The organism is Pantoea phosphatilytica (assembly GCF_051025615.1).
GTDB lineage: Bacteria > Pseudomonadota > Gammaproteobacteria > Enterobacterales > Enterobacteriaceae > Pantoea.
Window position 1 is genome coordinate 1,629,644 of sequence record NZ_JBPFDF010000001.1, and the last position, 16,315, is coordinate 1,645,958.

Sequence of the window (16,315 nt, forward strand, 5' to 3'; positions counted from 1 at the left end):
CTGATGTCGCTGTCGCCGCCTTCCCGGCTTCAGGAAGGCGGCAACGTCAACGCGATGAGGCTTATTCGCTGAACTGCGGCACCGGATTACGGAAGCTGCGGGTCACGAAGGCCAGATAGATCACGCCGATGGCGGCCCAGATCAGGCCCAGTTCCATGGAGCTCTCTTCCAGATTCACCCACAGTGCACCCACGGTCAGCGCGCCAAGCAGCGGCAGCAGCAGATACTGTACGTGATCTTTCAGCGTGCGGTTACGCTTCTCACGGATCCAGAACTGCGCGATGACTGACAGGTTGACAAAGGTAAACGCGACCAGTGCACCAAAGTTAATCAGCGCCGTGGCGGTCACCAGGTCGAAGTTGATCGCCATCAGGGCAATCGCTCCCACCAGCAGGACGTTGAGCGACGGGGTACGCCATTTCGGATGGATATAGCCGAAGAAACGCTCCGGGAATACGCCATCACGACCCATCACATACATCAGACGCGATACGCCAGCGTGCGCCGCCATACCGGATGCCAGTACCGTGACCACCGAGAAGATCAGGATGCCGACCTGCAACGCTTTACCGGCTACAAACAGCATGATTTCAGGCTGTGAAGAGTCCGGGTGCTGGAAGCGGGTGATGTCCGGGAAATAGAGCTGCAGGAAATAGGATGCAGCAATAAAGATCACACCGCCAATCAGCGCCGTCAGGAAAATGGCGCGTGGGATGGTGCGTTCTGCATCTTTCGTCTCTTCCGACAGCGAGCTGATGCCATCAAAGCCGAGGAACGAGAAGCAGAGTATCGTCGCACCGGTAATCATCGGCACTACATGGGCATTCTCAGACCAGAACGGACGGCTGCTCACCAGCGTGCCGGAACCTACGCCGCTTGCCACACCGTAGATCACCATGCCGGTGATCCCGACCATGACGACGACCTGCAACACCACAATCACGCTGTTAAAGTTGGCGACGGTTTTGATGCCCTTGAGGTTGGAGAGCGTCATAAAGCCCACCAGCAGCACCACAAAAATCCACGACGGAATACCCGGCACCAGCGATTCGAAATAGTTTTTCGCCAGCAGGATGTTGATCATCGGCATGAACAGGTAGTCCAGCAGGGATGACCAGCCCACCATAAAGCCGACGTGCGGACTGATCGCCTTCTGAGCATAGGTATAAGCGGAGCCCGCAGAGGGGAAGCGGCGTACCAGCTTACCGTAACTCACAGCAGTGAACAGAATCGCAATCAGCGCGAAAGCATAGGCGGTGGCGACGTGACCATCGGTCAGCCCGGAAACGATGCCAAAGGTATCGAACAGGGTCATAGGCTGCATGTAGGCTAAGCCCATCATGACGACCGGAAGTAACGTAAGTGTTTTTTTGAGTTGCGCACGCTGTGGTGCGGCGGAGGTATTAAGCGACATGCTTCAGTCCCCCATGTGCGACAACCTGGCTGGGCTGGGTCACAGGGCAACTGCGCATTAAGCGACAGGGAGTCAGGCTGGTGGTTGACACGGCGCCGTAGTCATCACGAAAACGCGTGCCAGCATTGGCTGGCAGAGTGTAAAACATCCCCATCTTTGTAATCCTCAATCTCACGCATGTGCGTGTTTTCAGTGTTTATCTATCCGGGTGCGTGCCCGGCCTCGGTTAAGTCAGCAAAAACGCTCTGTTAAAACTGGATGCAAAAAAAATAACCGGCGCTGAGAGCGACGGTTATCATCTGATTTTGCAGGCCGCGTATTCTGCCCTAACCCGTGGCAGAAATTCAAGCCATCGGGGCATCTTATGCAAAAAAAGTAAGCCACTTTGCACATAAAAGGGGCATCAGGCGTTTTTCAGCATCCAGTCAATTTCTGTTGCCGTCACCAGCCGCTCAAACTGCATCAGTTCATAGTTCTTGCAGCTATGCCAGACACTGGCAAAACGTTCGCCCAGCAGCTTCTGTAAAGGATAGCTGCTGTCAAACTCATACAGGGCATCGCTCTGACGGATCGGCAGCGCCAGCCCTTCGGCGTGATGACCGTTGCCGGTGACCGGATGCGGCAACGGCAGCTGGGTATCCAGCCCGTGCAGCATCCCGGCGAGAATGGCCGAGACCACCAGATAGGGGTTCGCATCCGCCCCGGCAACCCGGTACTCGATACGATGATTGTCGATATCGCCACAGGGGACCCGCAGCGCAACGGTCCGGTTGTTATGCCCCCACGACGCCTGTAACGGCACATAGGCATCCGGCACAAAGCGGCGGTAGGCGTTGACGTTGGGTGCCAGCAGCGCCATCGAGGCGGGCATCAGGTCAATCATTCCGGCCAGCGCACGCTTCATCAGCGGGGAATCACTGCCGTCGTCGCAGGCAAAGGCGTTATGGTCGGCCGCATCCAGCATACTGATATGCACATGCATCCCGCTGCCCGCATACTCCTCATAGGGCTTGGCCATAAAGGTGGCGGTCATGCCGTGGTTCTCCGCCACCTGACGGATCAGGCGCTTAAGCTGAACCGCATGGTCGCAGGCGCGCAGAACGTCGCGTGTGTGATGCAGGTTGATCTCAAACTGTCCGGGCGAGGCTTCCGCCAGCGCACCATCGGCCGGGATCCCCTGCAGTCGCGCCAGGTCGTCGATATCGCGCAGGACATCGGCAAAGTGGTCGAGATTATCGACTGAATAGACCTGGCTCTGCATATTGCGTTCATCACTACCCGGCGAACACGGCGGCTGAATAAAGCCTTCCGCATCGCGCTTTTTGTCCACCAGATAGAACTCCAGCTCTACCGCTACCACCGGAAACAGCCCGCGGTTACGCAGCTGTTGCCACAGCCGGTTCAGGACATTTCGGGGTTCAACGTCAAAGGGAGTGCCATCTTGGTTACACATGGTCAGCAGCAGTTGCGCAATGTGCTGAGGGTCAGACGCGGAGGGAACTAAGGTACCGGAAACGGGCAGGCAGAGATTATCAGGTTCGCCCAGTGACTGGCCGAGTCCCGCTTCTTCCACCGTGTTGCCCAGGATATCCATCGCAAACACCGAGGCGGGGAAATAACATCCTTTTTCCAGCTTAGGCAGCGCAGAGACCGGAATGCGCTTGCCGCGGAAAACACCATTTAAATCATTTAACAGGATATCGACATACTGCGTGTCAGGATGGCGCTCCAGCCAGGTTTTCACCTCAAGCTGGAACGCGCTGGTTCGTTTCTCTTCACTGTGAAGCGTGAAGTCTTCCACTTCTACCAGGTTAGTCATGATCTCACCCGCCCCTGTAAGGTTTGCGTAATGCTCAAAATAACGGCCACAACACTAACATAGCGCCAACATAAAAAGTGTGCAAATGTAACAAATCTGTTTGAAGAACAAACAGTGGATTGCTAGATTGAAAAAATATTGCACACTTAACCGCCAGACGTGCCCTTTCGGTAGATATTTCGAACAGCGATGCGAGGACGTGAGATGGGCATTATTTTTGACAAGCCGTTGATTGGCGTAGTGATGTGCCAGAAAGAACTGGGGGGTCACGCCACGCAGACGGTTCATAACAAATATATCGATGCGCTTGTCCAGGCGGGCGGCGTCCCCCTCGCGTTGCCTCACAGCCTGCTCGCAGCGCCGCATCTATCAGAAAACGCTATGGCTGTGCTGGATGGTCTGCTGCTGACGGGCAGTCCCAGCAATATCGAACCCTGGCATTATGGCGAGGCCGGGGAGGAGCCGCACGCCGATCCCGGCCGGGACCGTCTCGCCTTTCAGCTGATTACCTGGGCCACCAGCCATAAAATGCCGATGTTCGGCATCTGCCGCGGGATGCAGGAACTGGTGGTGGCGAACGGCGGCGCGCTCTGGCGGGAGCTCAGCGAACAGCCGGGCCTGCAGGGGCATCACGAAGATGAGACGCAGCCACTCGATCAACAGTATGCGCCTGCACATACGGTCGCCATTGAGCCGGACGGCCTGCTGGCGACGCTGCTGGACAGCCACCAGCCGCTGCAGGTTAACTCACTCCATCATCAGGGTATCCGCGAGCCGGGTCCGCAGCTGCGCGTTGAAGCGCGCGCGCCGGATGGGCTGATTGAGGCGGTGAGCCTGCGCCATCACCCTTTTGCCCTGGCGGTGCAGTGGCATCCCGAATGGCAGCCGGAACAGACGGCGGGATCCCTGGCGCTGTTCCAGGGCTTTATTCAGGCCGCCCTTCACTATCACAGAGGAAAAGAGGATGAGTGACGCCACGCTGGCTCCGGGACGCCGACTGGCACAAATCCGGCAGACGCTGGGCCTGTCGCAGCGGCGTGTGGCGGAACTGGCCGGACTGACCCACAGCGCCATCAGCACCATCGAGCAGGATAAGGTCAGCCCGGCCGTCAGTACTCTGCAGAAGCTGCTGAAAGTCTACGGGCTGTCGCTGTCAGAGTTCTTTTCGGAACCAAAACCGGACGCTGTGCCCAGAGTGATTGTGCGCGCCAGCGAGCTGCTGGAGATTGGCAGCCAGGGCGTTTCGCTCAGGCTGATCGACAACGGCAAGACACAGCGCACGCTGGGGATGCTGCTGGAAACCTATCAGCCCGGTGCCAGCACGGGCGAAAAGCTGCGCCATCCGGGTGAAGAGACCGGCACGCTGCTGGAGGGCGAAATTACACTGGTCATTAATGGTCAGCAGTTTCATCTCACGGCCGGAGAGAGCTACGTCATCGATACCGGTCTGCCACACAGCTTTACGAATCGGGCTGAAGTTCCCTGCCGCATTGTCAGTGCCCATACGCCAGCCAATTTTTAGGCGCTTCCTGGAGGTTGTTATGAATTACGTGGAGAGTTATTACGCAGCGACCGCCAATCCCCATGCGCCGTGGCCAACATTACAGGAGAGCATTCAGTGTGACGTCTGCATTATCGGCGGCGGTTTCACCGGCCTGTCGGCGGCGCTTCATCTGACCGAGGTGGGTTACGACGTGGTGGTGCTGGAGGCGGCGCGGGTCGGCTTTGGCGCCAGCGGACGAAACGGCGGTCAGGTGGTGAACTCCTACAGCCGCGATGTGGATGTGATTGAGCAGCGTTACGGCAAGGAGAGCGCCCGGATGCTGGGCAATATGATGTTTGAAGGGGCGGCGATCATCCGCGATCGCATCGATCGTTACGCTATCGACTGTGATTACCGGCCTGGCGGCATCTTTGCGGCTCTGAATGCGCGTCAGATGGCGCATCTGGAGAAGCAGAAATCGCTGTGGCAGCAGTATGGCAATCACGATCTGGAGCTGCTGGATGAACGCGCTATTCGCCGCGAAGTCGCGACCGATCGTTATGCGGGTGGACTGCTGGATCGGCGCGGCGGCCATCTGCACCCGCTGAACCTGGCGCTGGGTGAAGCCGAAGCGATTCGCCGGCATGGCGGACGCATCTATGAACAGTCGGCGGCGACAAAAGTAGTGTATGGCTCCCCCAACCGCGTGAAAACAGCCCAGGGCGAGGTCAGCGCGACCTTTGTGATCTTCGCCGGAAACGCCTATCTGGCTCCCCATCTGGAACCGCGACTGAGCCGGAAAAGCATGCCCTGCGGATCGCAGATTGTTGCGACCGAGCCGCTGTCGCCGGATCAGGCGCTGTCGCTGCTGCCGAACAACTACTGCGTCGAAGATTGTAACTATCTGCTGGACTATTTCCGTCTGACTGCGGACAACCGCCTGCTCTATGGCGGCGGCGTCGTCTATGGCGCACGGGAACCCGCTGACATCGAAGCCCTGATCCGCCCCAAACTGCGGCGCACCTTTCCCCAGCTGCAGAACGTGAAACTGGACTTTGGCTGGAGCGGCAATTTCCTGCTGACGCTGTCGCGTATGCCGCAGTTTGGCCAGCTGGAGAACAACGTCTATTTTATGCAGGGCGACAGCGGTCACGGCGTGACCAGCACCCATCTCTCCGGCAGGCTGATCAGCGAACTGCTGCGCGGCAACGCCGAGCGGTTCAATGCCTTTGCCCGCCTGCCCCACCTGCCGTTTCCCGGCGGCCGGCGCTTCAGCGTGCCGCTGACCGCGATGGGCGCGGTATGGTATGCGTTGCGGGATCGACTGGGGGTGTAAGGCAAGCTCTTACTCTTACCCCTGCCCCGCCCGGCTATGAGGTTAGGGCGGGGCACCTGCCGTAACCTGGCATTTAGTATGTTGTAACTATGTGTCACAGGGATCCCGCCCATAAAAAAGCGGGAGCGAACGGCCCCCGCCCTGGTGCGGCCTCCCTTGTTACTCCAGCGGCATCTTCACCGGGTCATCGTAGCGATAGTCGAAACCGAGTTCGCTACAGATGCGGGAACCGTCGATCAGCTTGCCGCTCTCCTTCACCGCCTCAGGCGCAAACTGCGGCGGCTGCAGGCCCAGCTGGCGCGTGACCGCCGGATAGAAGGTGTCGCGCGACGGATGGGCTGGCGCGCAGAGGTTGTAAATCCGGCCCCCTTTCGGCGATTGCAGCAGCAGCGTGATCGCTTCCACCACATCATCCAGATGCACCAGATTCACGCCCTGCGAGCCGTTGGCCACACCCTGCTTACCCGCCAGGAAGCGTCCGGGATGACGCTTAGGCCCGACCAGACCGGCCAGGCGCACAATGTCCACACTGGTACCCGGCAGATCGTGCAGCCAGTTTTCCAGCCTGACCAGGGTTTTCCCGGCTACCGTTTCGGGCTCCAGCGGGCTGTTTTCCCGCTTAGGCCCTGACCGGCTGCCATAGACGGAGGTTGAACTGGTAAAGATGATGCGCGGCACCTTATAGACCAGCGCCGTATCGACCACGTTCTGCACCGCCTGCAGATAGGCTTCCCCCCCTTCGGCGGTCCGGCTCGCTGGTAGCGTGACGATAAGCGCATCCACGTTAAACAGCGGCTCGATATCTGCAGCATCACACTGCAGTTCCGGCGTCAGCTCCAGCTGAAATGCCTCGATGCCGCAGCGGCGCGCCGCATCCACCCCGTCCGGCGTTGTTTTGCTGCCGGTAACCTGCCAGCCCCGGGCTGTTAACGCGGTGGCCAGCGGCATACCTAACCAGCCCAGCCCCACAATCGCGACCTTTTTCATGTTCACTCCTGACGTAAAACATCCACCCTGACTTCACCGTAGTTTGCGCCCGGATTGCAAACCGGAACAACCTGTTTCAGCGCTTTCCGAACGTCATGTTTAAAAAAGTGTTGCCAAGCGCAGCCATCTTCGCTAGGTTAAACCCCACAAATGAATACTCATTCATCGACGAGATTATTATGACACGCGTTCAGTTCAACCATCATCACCACCATCACCCTGACTAGTCTTTCAGGCGATTGGTGCTGGGAGACTTTCAGGATCTTCCAGTGGTGTGAACGCAAGAGAACCCCCGGAAGATCGTCTTCCGGGGGTTTTTTTATGGGCTGACGTAACCAGCGATTCAGGACAGGATTAAGAGGACAGGAACCATGTTAGATAACACCCGTTTACGCATAGCTATGCAGAAATCCGGCCGTTTAAGTGATGATTCACGCGAACTGCTGGCACGCTGCGGCGTTAAAATCAATCTTCAGCAACAGCGCCTGATTGCGTTTGCGGAGAATATGCCCATCGACATCCTGCGTGTGCGCGATGACGATATTCCTGGTCTGGTGATGGATGGTGTAGTCGATTTAGGCATCATCGGTGAGAACGTGCTGGAAGAGGAGTTGCTCTCGCGTCGTGCTCAGGGTGAAGATCCCCGCTACTTTACGCTGCGCCGCCTGGACTTCGGCGGTTGCCGTCTCTCACTGGCGATGGCGACCGATGCCGAGTACACCGGCCCGGAGTGCCTGGATAAGTCCCGCATCGCCACCTCCTACCCGCACCTGCTGAAACAGTACCTTGATAAGAAAGGCGTCAGCTTCAGAACCTGTATGCTGAATGGTTCTGTGGAAGTCGCGACCCGCGCCGGGCTGGCTGACGCCATCTGCGACCTGGTCTCGACCGGTGCGACGCTGGAAGCCAACGGCCTGCGTGAAGTGGAAGTGATCTACCGCTCCAAAGCGGTCCTGATCCAGCGTGACGGTGAGATGCCTGCCGCCAAGCAGGAGCTGATCGATAAGATGATGACCCGTATTCAGGGCGTGATTAAAGCGCGTGAATCGAAGTACATCATGCTGCACGCGCCGAGTGAGCGTCTGGAAGAGGTGATCAGCCTGCTGCCTGGCGCAGAGCGTCCGACCGTGCTGCCGCTGGCAGGCGATGTCAGCCGCGTGGCGATGCACATGGTCAGCAGCGAAACCCTGTTCTGGGAAACCATGGAAAAACTGAAAGCGCTGGGTGCCAGTTCAATTCTGGTGCTGCCAATTGAGAAGATGATGGAGTAAGCCATGGCCTTTTCTACCCCTATCGAGTGGCAGGCGTGCACTGCCGAACAGCAGCAGGCGCTGCTGTTACGTCCGGCCATCGCCGCGTCGGAGAACGTCACGCTGACGGTGCGTAACGTGCTGGAGCAGGTCAGGCTGAACGGTGACAAGGCCCTGCGCGAATTCAGCGCCCGCTTTGATAAAGCCCAGGTGGAGAATCTGCGCGTTACCCCGCAGCAGATTGCAGAAGCCAGCGCACGTCTGAGCGATGAACTGAAGCAGGCGATGGCCGTGGCTGTGGGAAATATCGAGACATTCCACAACGCGCAGATCCTGCCGCCGGTGGATGTAGAAACCCAGCCTGGCGTGCGCTGCCAGCAGGTTACCCGTCCGGTGAAGTCGGTTGGCCTCTATATTCCGGGTGGCTCCGCCCCCCTCTTCTCGACGGTGCTGATGCTGGCTACCCCGGCGCGTATCGCCGGCTGCAGCCGTGTCGTGCTCTGTTCGCCGCCGCCGATTGCCGATGAGATCCTCTATGCCGCACAGCTCTGCGGCGTGGAAGAGGTGTTCCAGGTGGGCGGCGCGCAGGCCATCGCCGCACTGGCGTTTGGTACAGAAAGCGTGCCGCGCGTGGACAAAATTTTTGGCCCGGGCAACGCCTGGGTGACCGAGGCGAAACGTCAGGTCAGTCAGCGCCTGGATGGGGCAGCGATCGACATGCCGGCCGGACCGTCCGAAGTGCTGGTGATTGCAGATGAAGGCGCGACGCCCGCGTTTGTCGCCTCCGATTTACTCTCGCAGGCCGAGCACGGCCCGGACTCCCAGGTCATTCTGCTGACCCCCTCCTTATCGCTGGCAGAGGCCGTGGCGGAGGCAGTAGAGCAGCAGCTGGCGCAGCTCTCACGCGCCAGCACCGCACGTCAGGCGCTGGAGAGCAGCCGCCTGATCGTGGCGCGGGATCTTGAGCAGTGCATTGAGATCTCCAATCTCTACGGCCCGGAGCACCTGATCCTGCAGACCCGTCAGCCGCGCGATCTGGTGGACGCGATCACCAGCGCCGGTTCGGTGTTCCTGGGCGACTGGTCACCGGAATCGGCGGGCGACTACGCGTCCGGCACCAACCACGTTTTACCGACCTACGGTTACACCTCGACCTGTTCCAGCCTGGGACTGGCCGATTTTCAGAAGCGCATGACCGTTCAGGAACTGACCCCGCAGGGCTTCCTGAATCTGGCTGCTACTATCGAAACCCTGGCCGCCGCCGAGCAGCTGGATGCCCATAAAAATGCCGTTACCCTGCGCGTTGCCGCACTCAAGGAGCAAGCATGAGTCAGGATATTGAGCAGCTGGCACGCGCCAATGTGCGCGCCCTGACCCCCTATATGTCGGCGCGCCGCCTGGGCGGCAATGGCGACGTGTGGCTGAATGCCAACGAGTTTCCGCTGCCGGTGCCGTTTGAGCTGTCGCAGCAGACGCTGAACCGCTATCCCGAGTGCCAGCCTAAGGTGGTCATTGAGCGTTACGCCGCCTACGCAGGCTTAACGCCGGAGCAGGTGCTGGTCAGCCGCGGCGCGGATGAGGCGATCGAACTGATCATGCGCGCCTTCTGTGAGCCGGGCCAGGATGCGATTCTGTTCTGTCCGCCAACCTACGGCATGTACAGCGTCAGCGCCGAAACCATCGGCATCGAATACCGTACCGTTCCGGCCCTCAGCGACTGGCAGCTTAACCTGCCTGCTATCGCGGAACAGCTGGATGGCGTCAAGGTCGTTTACCTCTGCAGCCCGAACAACCCCACCGGCAACCTGATCAATCAGGATGACATCCGTCAGTTGCTGGCGATGACCGCCGGAAAAGCCCTGGTGGTGGCAGATGAGGCTTATATCGAATTCTGCCCGCAGGCGACCCTGACCGGCTGGCTGAAGGCGTATCCGCACCTGGTGATCCTGCGCACGCTCTCCAAAGCCTTTGCGCTGGCAGGACTACGCTGCGGCTTTGCGCTGGCGAACAAGCCGGTGATCGACCTGCTGATGAAGGTGATTGCGCCCTATCCGCTGGCAACGCCGGTGGCCGATGTGGCGGGTCAGGCCCTGAGTGAGCAAGGCATCGCCCTGATGCGTGAGCATGTGGCGCTGCTGAATGATAACCGGGGCTGGCTGCTGGCTGAACTGGCGAAGCTGGAGTGCGTCGTGCAGGTTTTCCCCAGCGAAACCAACTATGTGCTGGCACGCTTTACCGATTCACCGAAAGTCTTCAAAACCTTGTGGGATCAGGGCATTATCCTGCGTGATCAGAACAAAAATCCGGGCCTGTCGGGATGTCTGCGCATCTCCATCGGCACGCGTGAAGAGTGCGGGCGAGTGATCGCCGCGCTGCAAGCCTTTACTGTGGAGCAAGCATGAGCCAGAAGACCCTTTTTATCGACCGCGACGGTACGTTAATTTCTGAGCCACCTGAAGATTTTCAGGTGGACCGTATGGATAAGCTGGCGTTTGAGCCAGACGTTATCCCGGCGCTGCTGGCGCTGCAGGCCGCCGGTTATCGCCTGGTGATGATCACTAACCAGGATGGGCTGGGCACCTCCCGATTCCCGCAGGCCGATTTCGATGGCCCGCACAATCTGATGATGCAGATTCTGACGTCGCAGGGCATCGCCTTTGACGATGTGCTGATCTGTCCGCATATGCCGGACGATCACTGCGACTGCCGCAAGCCGAAAACGAAGATGGTGGAGGCCTGGCTGGCTGAGGGCGCGCTGGACACCGGCAACAGCTACGTTATCGGTGACCGCCTGACTGACGTACAGCTGGCGGAGAACATGGGTATCCCCTCCATCCGCTACGGCGCTGACGGCCAGACCTGGCAGACCATTCAGCAGCGTCTGACCCAGCGCGACCGCCATGCGCTGGTGCAGCGCAACACCAAAGAGACGCAGGTCCGGGTCGAACTCTGGCTGGATCGCGAAGGTGGCAGCAAAATTAATACCGGCGTCGGCTTCTTCGACCACATGCTGGATCAGATCGCCGTGCATGGCGGATTCCGTCTGCACATCGACGTCAAAGGCGATCTCTACATCGACGATCACCATACGGTGGAAGATACCGGTCTGGCACTCGGCGAAGCCCTGCTGAAGGCGCTGGGCGACAAGCGCGGAATCGGTCGTTTTGGCTTTGTGCTGCCGATGGATGAATGTCTGGCCCGCTGTGCGCTGGATATCTCCGGCCGTCCGCACATCGAATTTAAAGCCGAGTTCAATTATCAGCGTGTCGGCGATCTCAGCACCGAGATGGTCGAGCACTTCTTCAGCTCGCTCTCCTACGCCATGATGAGCACCCTGCACCTGAAAACCAAAGGCAAAAACGACCATCACCGTGTTGAGAGCCTGTTTAAAGCCTTTGGCCGAACGCTGCGTCAGGCGATCCGCGTTGAGGGGAATACCCTGCCGAGCTCAAAAGGAGTGCTGTGATGAACGTGGTGATCATGGATACCGGATGCGCCAACCTCTCATCGGTGAAATGGGCGATTGAACGTCTGGGCTACAGCCCGGAAGTGAGCCGCGATCCCGATGTAGTGCTGCGCGCCGACAAACTCTTTCTGCCCGGCGTGGGCACCGCGCAGGCGGCGATGAATCAGCTGCAGGAGCGCGACCTGATCGACCTGGTCAAGGCCTGTACCCAGCCGGTGCTGGGGATCTGTCTGGGTATGCAGCTGCTGGGGCGCGGCAGCGACGAGAATGGCGGCGTGCCGACGCTGGGCATTATCGATGAGCCAGTCTCGCTGATGGATACGCACGGCCTGCCCCTGCCGCACATGGGCTGGAACCAGATCACCGCCCAGGCGGGCAATCATCTGTTCCGTGGCATCGATGAAGGTTCCTACTTCTACTTTGTTCACAGCTATGCGATGCCGGTAAACGCCAGCACCATCGCGCAGTGCCACTACGGTGAAGCCTTCACCGCCGCGGTGCAGAAAGATAACTTCTTTGGCGTCCAGTTCCACCCGGAACGTTCGGGTAAAGCCGGTGCGCAGCTGCTGAAAAACTTCCTGGAGATGTAATGATTATCCCCGCGTTAGATTTAATTGATGGCAAAGTGGTGCGTCTGCATCAGGGCGACTATGGCCAGCAGCGCGACTACGGCAGCGATCCGCTGCCGCGTCTGCAGGATTATGTAAGCCAGGGCGCGACCCTGCTTCATCTGGTGGATTTGACCGGTGCGAAAGATCCGGCAAAACGGCAGATTGCGCTGCTGAAAACGCTGCTGGATGGCGTTGATGTGACGGTGCAGGTCGGCGGCGGCATCCGCAGCCGTGACGACGTCGAGGCGCTGTTAGCGGCCGGTGCGAGCCGCGTGGTGGTGGGTTCCACCGCCGTGAAACAGCCCGATGAGGTTAAACGCTGGTTTGCGGAGTTTGGTGCAGAGGCGATTGTGCTGGCGCTGGATGTGCGTATTGACGCCAGCAACCGTAAAGAGGTGGCGATCAGTGGCTGGCAGGAAGCGGCGGGTGTCACGCTGGAAGAGGTAATCACCGATTTCCGGCAGATGGGCCTGAAGCATGTGCTCTGCACCGATATTTCCCGCGACGGCACCCTGAGCGGTTCTAACGTCGCGCTCTATCAGGAAGTAACGGCGCGCTTCCCGGAGATTGCTTTCCAGTCATCGGGCGGTATTGGCGACCTCAACGATATTGCCGCCCTGCGCGGCTGCGGCGTGCAGGGCGTGATTGTCGGACGCGCGCTGCTGGAAGATAAATTTACGGTTTCGGAGGCGATCGCATGCTGGCAAAACGGATAATCCCCTGTCTTGACGTTCGTGACGGTCAGGTGGTCAAGGGCGTACAGTTCCGCAATCACGAGATCATCGGTGACATCGTCCCGCTGGCACAGCGCTATGCGGCCGAAGGTGCCGACGAGCTGGTCTTTTATGATATCACCGCCTCCTCTGATGGCCGGGTCGTGGATAAGAGCTGGGTATCGCGGGTCGCTGAAGTGATCGATATCCCCTTCTGCGTCGCGGGCGGCATCAAAACGCCGGAAGACGCGGCGCGTATCCTTGAGTTTGGCGCGGATAAGATTTCGATTAACTCACCGGCGCTGGCAGATCCCTCGCTGATCACCCGGCTTGCCGACCGCTTTGGCGTGCAGTGTATCGTGGTCGGGATCGATACCTGGTTCGATGAAGCCAGCGGCAAATATCAGGTCAATCAGTACACCGGTGACGAAGCGCGTACCCGCGTAACCCAGTGGGAAACGCTGGATTGGGTGCAGGAAGTGCAGAAGCTGGGCGCAGGTGAGATCGTGCTGAACATGATGAATCAGGATGGCGTGCGTAACGGCTATGACCTGGTGCAGCTGAAGAAGATGCGCGACGTCTGCAAGGTGCCGCTGATCGCCTCTGGCGGCGCAGGCACGATGCAGCACTTCCTCGACGCCTTTACTGAGGCAAACGTGGATGGCGCGTTAGCCGCGTCAGTGTTCCACAAACAGATTATTAATATTGGTGAGCTGAAGAGCTTTCTTATCGACAACGGAGTGGAGATTCGCGCGTGCTAACCGAACAACAACTGGCCCTTCTCGACTGGGATAAAACCGGGGGCATGATACCGGTCATCGTGCAGCACAACGTCTCCGGCGAAGTGCTGATGCATGGCTACATGAACCCGGCGGCGCTGAATAAAACCCTGGCTGAAGGCAATGTCACCTTTTTCTCTCGCACCAAAAACCGTTTATGGACCAAGGGCGAAACCTCCGGTCACTTTCTGCAGGTCGTGAGCATCACGCCTGACTGTGATAATGACACCCTGCTGGTGCTGGCGAACCCGATTGGCCCCACCTGCCATCTCGGCACCACCAGCTGCTTCTCACCCGCCGCGCCGGAGTGGACCTTCCTCTATCAGCTGGAGCAGTTGCTGGCTTCGCGTAAAACGGCCGACCCGGAGAGCTCCTATACCGCGCGGTTGTACGCCAGCGGCACCAAGCGTATCGCCCAGAAAGTGGGGGAGGAAGGCGTCGAAACCGCACTGGCGGCGACGGTCAACGATCGTCACGAGCTGACGAACGAAGCCTCCGATCTGGTCTATCACCTGATGGTGCTGTTGCAGGATCAGGATCTCGACTTCAGCGCCGTCATCCATAACCTGCGCGCCCGCCACCAGTAATTATGCAAAAAACTGCTCAGAATGACGTTTTATGCAAATTCTGAGCAGACTTCTTCTCAAAAATTCCAGTAACCGGGCTCAGAGAGCGCCTGCAGCGGAGGGGCGTTCCGGCATCCCTTCTGACGATACCTGCGATGGGATTCAATTATCTGGATCCGCCTATTGAAGGCTGGTAACGATGAAAAAAACGCTGTCCCCTTTTGAACGTGAGTCGATGCTACCGGATCTTCTTCAGCTGTTACCTGAAGAGAAATTATCGCAAGGTGAGCTTCTGATGCAGCTTCGCAAAATGTGTTGGGGTTCTCTCAGGGACGTTATGCCGCACTGGCCCTACACTGAGCTGGACAGGGAGAATAGCACGCTGGCTCCCCTCAACCGGGCGCTTAACCCCCTGGGTGTGAAAACCGGCCTATTGCCGCGTCAATCGCATATGCTGGAGACACTGATGCTGCAACTGACAGCAGGAGAGAAACGTGACGACTTATGAGAAACTCATCGCCCTGCTCGACCAGCATCAGGCCCGCTATCGCCTGATGGAGCATGAGGCCACCGGAAAATGTGAAGCGGTCGCGGCGATTCGCGGCACCGAAATCGGCCAGGGTGCGAAAGCGCTGGTCTGCCATGTGAAAGGCAATGGTGTGAAGCAGCATGTGCTGGCGGTGTTACCGGCCGACCGGCAGGCCGATCTCGGCAAAGTCGCCGTCGCTGCGGGAGGACGTCGCGCCTCACTCGCCAGCCCGGCGGAGACCGCCCAACTGACCGGCTGCGTCTTCGGCGCGATCCCACCCTTTAGTTTTCATCCCGACCTCAGACTCATCGTGGACCCTGCGCTGTTTGAACGTTATCCGGAGATCGCCTTTAACGCCGGTCTGCTGGAACGCTCAGTGATCCTGAACACCGAGGATTATCGGGCGCTCTGCGCGGCAGAAGTGGTGCAGATCACACAGTAATTGCCATCCCGCCAGCCCGGCGATACTCTGCAGAAACACTCATCACGACAGAATAAGAGCAAAATCATGAACATTTTCCCTCAACGTCTGCGCCAGACGCTGGCTGTAGCGGTCATGGCAGGCTGCGCGTTCGGCGCCCAGGCAAAAATCGACCAGGTTCGTTTCGCCGTCGATCCGACCTATCCGCCGTTTGAATCAAAGACGCCGCAGGGCAAGCTGGTCGGCTTTGATATCGACCTGGGCAATGCGCTCTGTGCTCAGATGCAGGCGAAGTGCGTCTGGGTTGAAAGCCAGTTTGACGGCATGATCCCGGCTCTGAAAGCGCGTAAGTTTGACGCCATCCTCTCCGATATGGGCATCACCGAAGAGCGCCTGAAACAGATCGATTTCACCGTTCCCCTTTACGACACCCATACTCAGCTTATCGCCCGTAAAGGCGCCAACATCCTGCCTGCGGTGGATTCACTGAAGGGCAAAACTGTCGGTGTGGAACAGGGAACGGTACAGGAGCGCTATGCGCTGGCGAAGTGGCAGCCCTATGGCGTGACCGTGGTGCCCTATGGCGATCAGGCGCAGGTGGAAAGCGATCTGGTGTCGGGCCGGCTGGATGCCGTCTTTACCGATGCGGCGCAGGCGGCCATCGGCTTCCTGAAACAACTACAGGGCAAAGATTTTGAGCTGGCCGGTCCGATTATTCAGGATCCGATTATCGGCCCCGGCACCGCTATTGGCCTGCGGAAAGGAGACAGTGAACTGAAGAGTGCGCTGGACAACGCCTTTGCTGAGATCAAAAAGAACGGCACCTTTGATCAGATTCAGAAACGCTACTTTGCCACGGATATCTCCATCCAGCAGTAAGGTCCGGTCGCCGCCGTTCGTCCTCACCGCGATCCGACACTATACTGTTACTTTTTCGGGAC

The 16,315-nt window shown here is 58.8% G+C and carries 18 protein-coding genes and 1 other annotated feature; of the genes, 15 read left to right on the forward strand and 3 right to left on the reverse strand.

The window, feature by feature from the left end:
• Positions 1–61 precede the first annotated feature (61 nt).
• Positions 62–1,414, reverse strand: a complete 1,353-nt coding sequence (locus ACR6AS_RS08010; protein ID WP_111141489.1) for an APC family permease — start codon at positions 1,412–1,414, stop codon at positions 62–64.
• Between the two features lie 403 nt (positions 1,415–1,817).
• Positions 1,818–3,233, reverse strand: a complete 1,416-nt coding sequence (locus tag ACR6AS_RS08015) for a glutamine synthetase family protein (protein ID WP_367395615.1) — start codon at positions 3,231–3,233, stop codon at positions 1,818–1,820.
• A gap of 204 nt (positions 3,234–3,437) precedes the next feature.
• Between ACR6AS_RS08015 and puuD the strand changes: the two genes are divergently transcribed.
• From puuD to ACR6AS_RS08030, 3 genes are read left to right on the forward strand one after another with little or no spacing between them, the layout of a single operon-like run.
• A complete protein-coding gene (puuD, locus tag ACR6AS_RS08020; RefSeq protein ID WP_111141492.1) occupies positions 3,438–4,205 on the forward strand; it encodes a gamma-glutamyl-gamma-aminobutyrate hydrolase in 768 nt (255 codons plus the stop codon).
• Positions 4,198–4,755 carry an HTH-type transcriptional regulator PuuR gene (gene puuR / locus ACR6AS_RS08025; RefSeq protein ID WP_111141494.1) on the forward strand — a complete coding sequence of 186 codons (558 nt, stop codon included), beginning with the start codon at positions 4,198–4,200 and terminating at the stop codon, positions 4,753–4,755. The genes puuD and puuR overlap by 8 nt, the downstream gene beginning before the upstream one ends.
• Positions 4,756–4,774: 19 nt before the next feature.
• A complete protein-coding gene (locus ACR6AS_RS08030) occupies positions 4,775–6,052 on the forward strand; it encodes an NAD(P)/FAD-dependent oxidoreductase (RefSeq protein WP_293771712.1) in 1,278 nt (425 codons plus the stop codon).
• A gap of 159 nt (positions 6,053–6,211) precedes the next feature.
• Here ACR6AS_RS08030 and ACR6AS_RS08035 read toward each other — a convergent pair whose 3' ends face one another.
• Positions 6,212–7,039 carry an SDR family oxidoreductase gene (locus ACR6AS_RS08035; protein ID WP_434161684.1) on the reverse strand — a complete coding sequence of 276 codons (828 nt, stop codon included), beginning with the start codon at positions 7,037–7,039 and terminating at the stop codon, positions 6,212–6,214.
• 179 nt (positions 7,040–7,218) lie between these two features.
• On the opposite strand from ACR6AS_RS08035, the gene hisL reads away from it, so the two are divergent.
• From hisL to ACR6AS_RS08095, 12 genes are all read left to right on the forward strand, one after another.
• On the forward strand, positions 7,219–7,266 hold the full coding sequence (hisL, locus tag ACR6AS_RS08040) for a his operon leader peptide (RefSeq protein WP_100396937.1): 48 nt from the start codon (positions 7,219–7,221) through the stop codon (positions 7,264–7,266).
• Positions 7,242–7,362: a sequence feature (His leader region), on the forward strand. Its footprint overlaps the gene before it by 25 nt.
• Positions 7,363–7,410: 48 nt before the next feature.
• Complete coding sequence (gene hisG / locus ACR6AS_RS08045) at positions 7,411–8,310, forward strand: ATP phosphoribosyltransferase (RefSeq protein ID WP_111141500.1); 900 nt, start codon at positions 7,411–7,413, stop codon at positions 8,308–8,310.
• Positions 8,311–8,313: 3 nt separating this feature from the next.
• Positions 8,314–9,618 (forward strand): histidinol dehydrogenase, encoded by a 1,305-nt coding sequence (gene hisD / locus ACR6AS_RS08050; RefSeq protein WP_367395617.1) that lies wholly within the window; start codon positions 8,314–8,316, stop codon positions 9,616–9,618.
• On the forward strand, positions 9,615–10,691 hold the full coding sequence (hisC, locus tag ACR6AS_RS08055; protein WP_111142175.1) for a histidinol-phosphate transaminase: 1,077 nt from the start codon (positions 9,615–9,617) through the stop codon (positions 10,689–10,691). Before hisD ends, hisC begins: the two co-directional genes overlap by 4 nt.
• Positions 10,688–11,755 carry a bifunctional histidinol-phosphatase/imidazoleglycerol-phosphate dehydratase HisB gene (gene hisB, locus ACR6AS_RS08060; RefSeq protein ID WP_111142174.1) on the forward strand — a complete coding sequence of 356 codons (1,068 nt, stop codon included), beginning with the start codon at positions 10,688–10,690 and terminating at the stop codon, positions 11,753–11,755. The genes hisC and hisB overlap by 4 nt, the downstream gene beginning before the upstream one ends.
• Positions 11,755–12,345 (forward strand): imidazole glycerol phosphate synthase subunit HisH, encoded by a 591-nt coding sequence (gene hisH, locus ACR6AS_RS08065; protein WP_434161688.1) that lies wholly within the window; start codon positions 11,755–11,757, stop codon positions 12,343–12,345. The genes hisB and hisH overlap by 1 nt, the downstream gene beginning before the upstream one ends.
• Positions 12,345–13,082 carry a 1-(5-phosphoribosyl)-5-[(5-phosphoribosylamino)methylideneamino]imidazole-4-carboxamide isomerase gene (hisA, locus tag ACR6AS_RS08070; RefSeq protein WP_434161690.1) on the forward strand — a complete coding sequence of 246 codons (738 nt, stop codon included), beginning with the start codon at positions 12,345–12,347 and terminating at the stop codon, positions 13,080–13,082. The genes hisH and hisA overlap by 1 nt, the downstream gene beginning before the upstream one ends.
• A complete protein-coding gene (gene hisF / locus ACR6AS_RS08075) occupies positions 13,064–13,840 on the forward strand; it encodes an imidazole glycerol phosphate synthase subunit HisF (protein WP_128084194.1) in 777 nt (258 codons plus the stop codon). Before hisA ends, hisF begins: the two co-directional genes overlap by 19 nt.
• Complete coding sequence (hisIE, locus tag ACR6AS_RS08080) at positions 13,834–14,445, forward strand: bifunctional phosphoribosyl-AMP cyclohydrolase/phosphoribosyl-ATP diphosphatase HisIE (protein WP_434161692.1); 612 nt, start codon at positions 13,834–13,836, stop codon at positions 14,443–14,445. The genes hisF and hisIE overlap by 7 nt, the downstream gene beginning before the upstream one ends.
• A 178-nt stretch (positions 14,446–14,623) precedes the next feature.
• A complete protein-coding gene (locus tag ACR6AS_RS08085; RefSeq protein WP_434161693.1) occupies positions 14,624–14,932 on the forward strand; it encodes a transcriptional regulator in 309 nt (102 codons plus the stop codon).
• A complete protein-coding gene (locus tag ACR6AS_RS08090) occupies positions 14,919–15,395 on the forward strand; it encodes a YbaK/prolyl-tRNA synthetase associated domain-containing protein (RefSeq protein WP_418797520.1) in 477 nt (158 codons plus the stop codon). Before ACR6AS_RS08085 ends, ACR6AS_RS08090 begins: the two co-directional genes overlap by 14 nt.
• A gap of 66 nt (positions 15,396–15,461) precedes the next feature.
• Positions 15,462–16,253, forward strand: a complete 792-nt coding sequence (locus tag ACR6AS_RS08095; protein ID WP_434161695.1) for an ABC transporter substrate-binding protein — start codon at positions 15,462–15,464, stop codon at positions 16,251–16,253.
• Positions 16,254–16,315 lie beyond the last annotated feature (62 nt).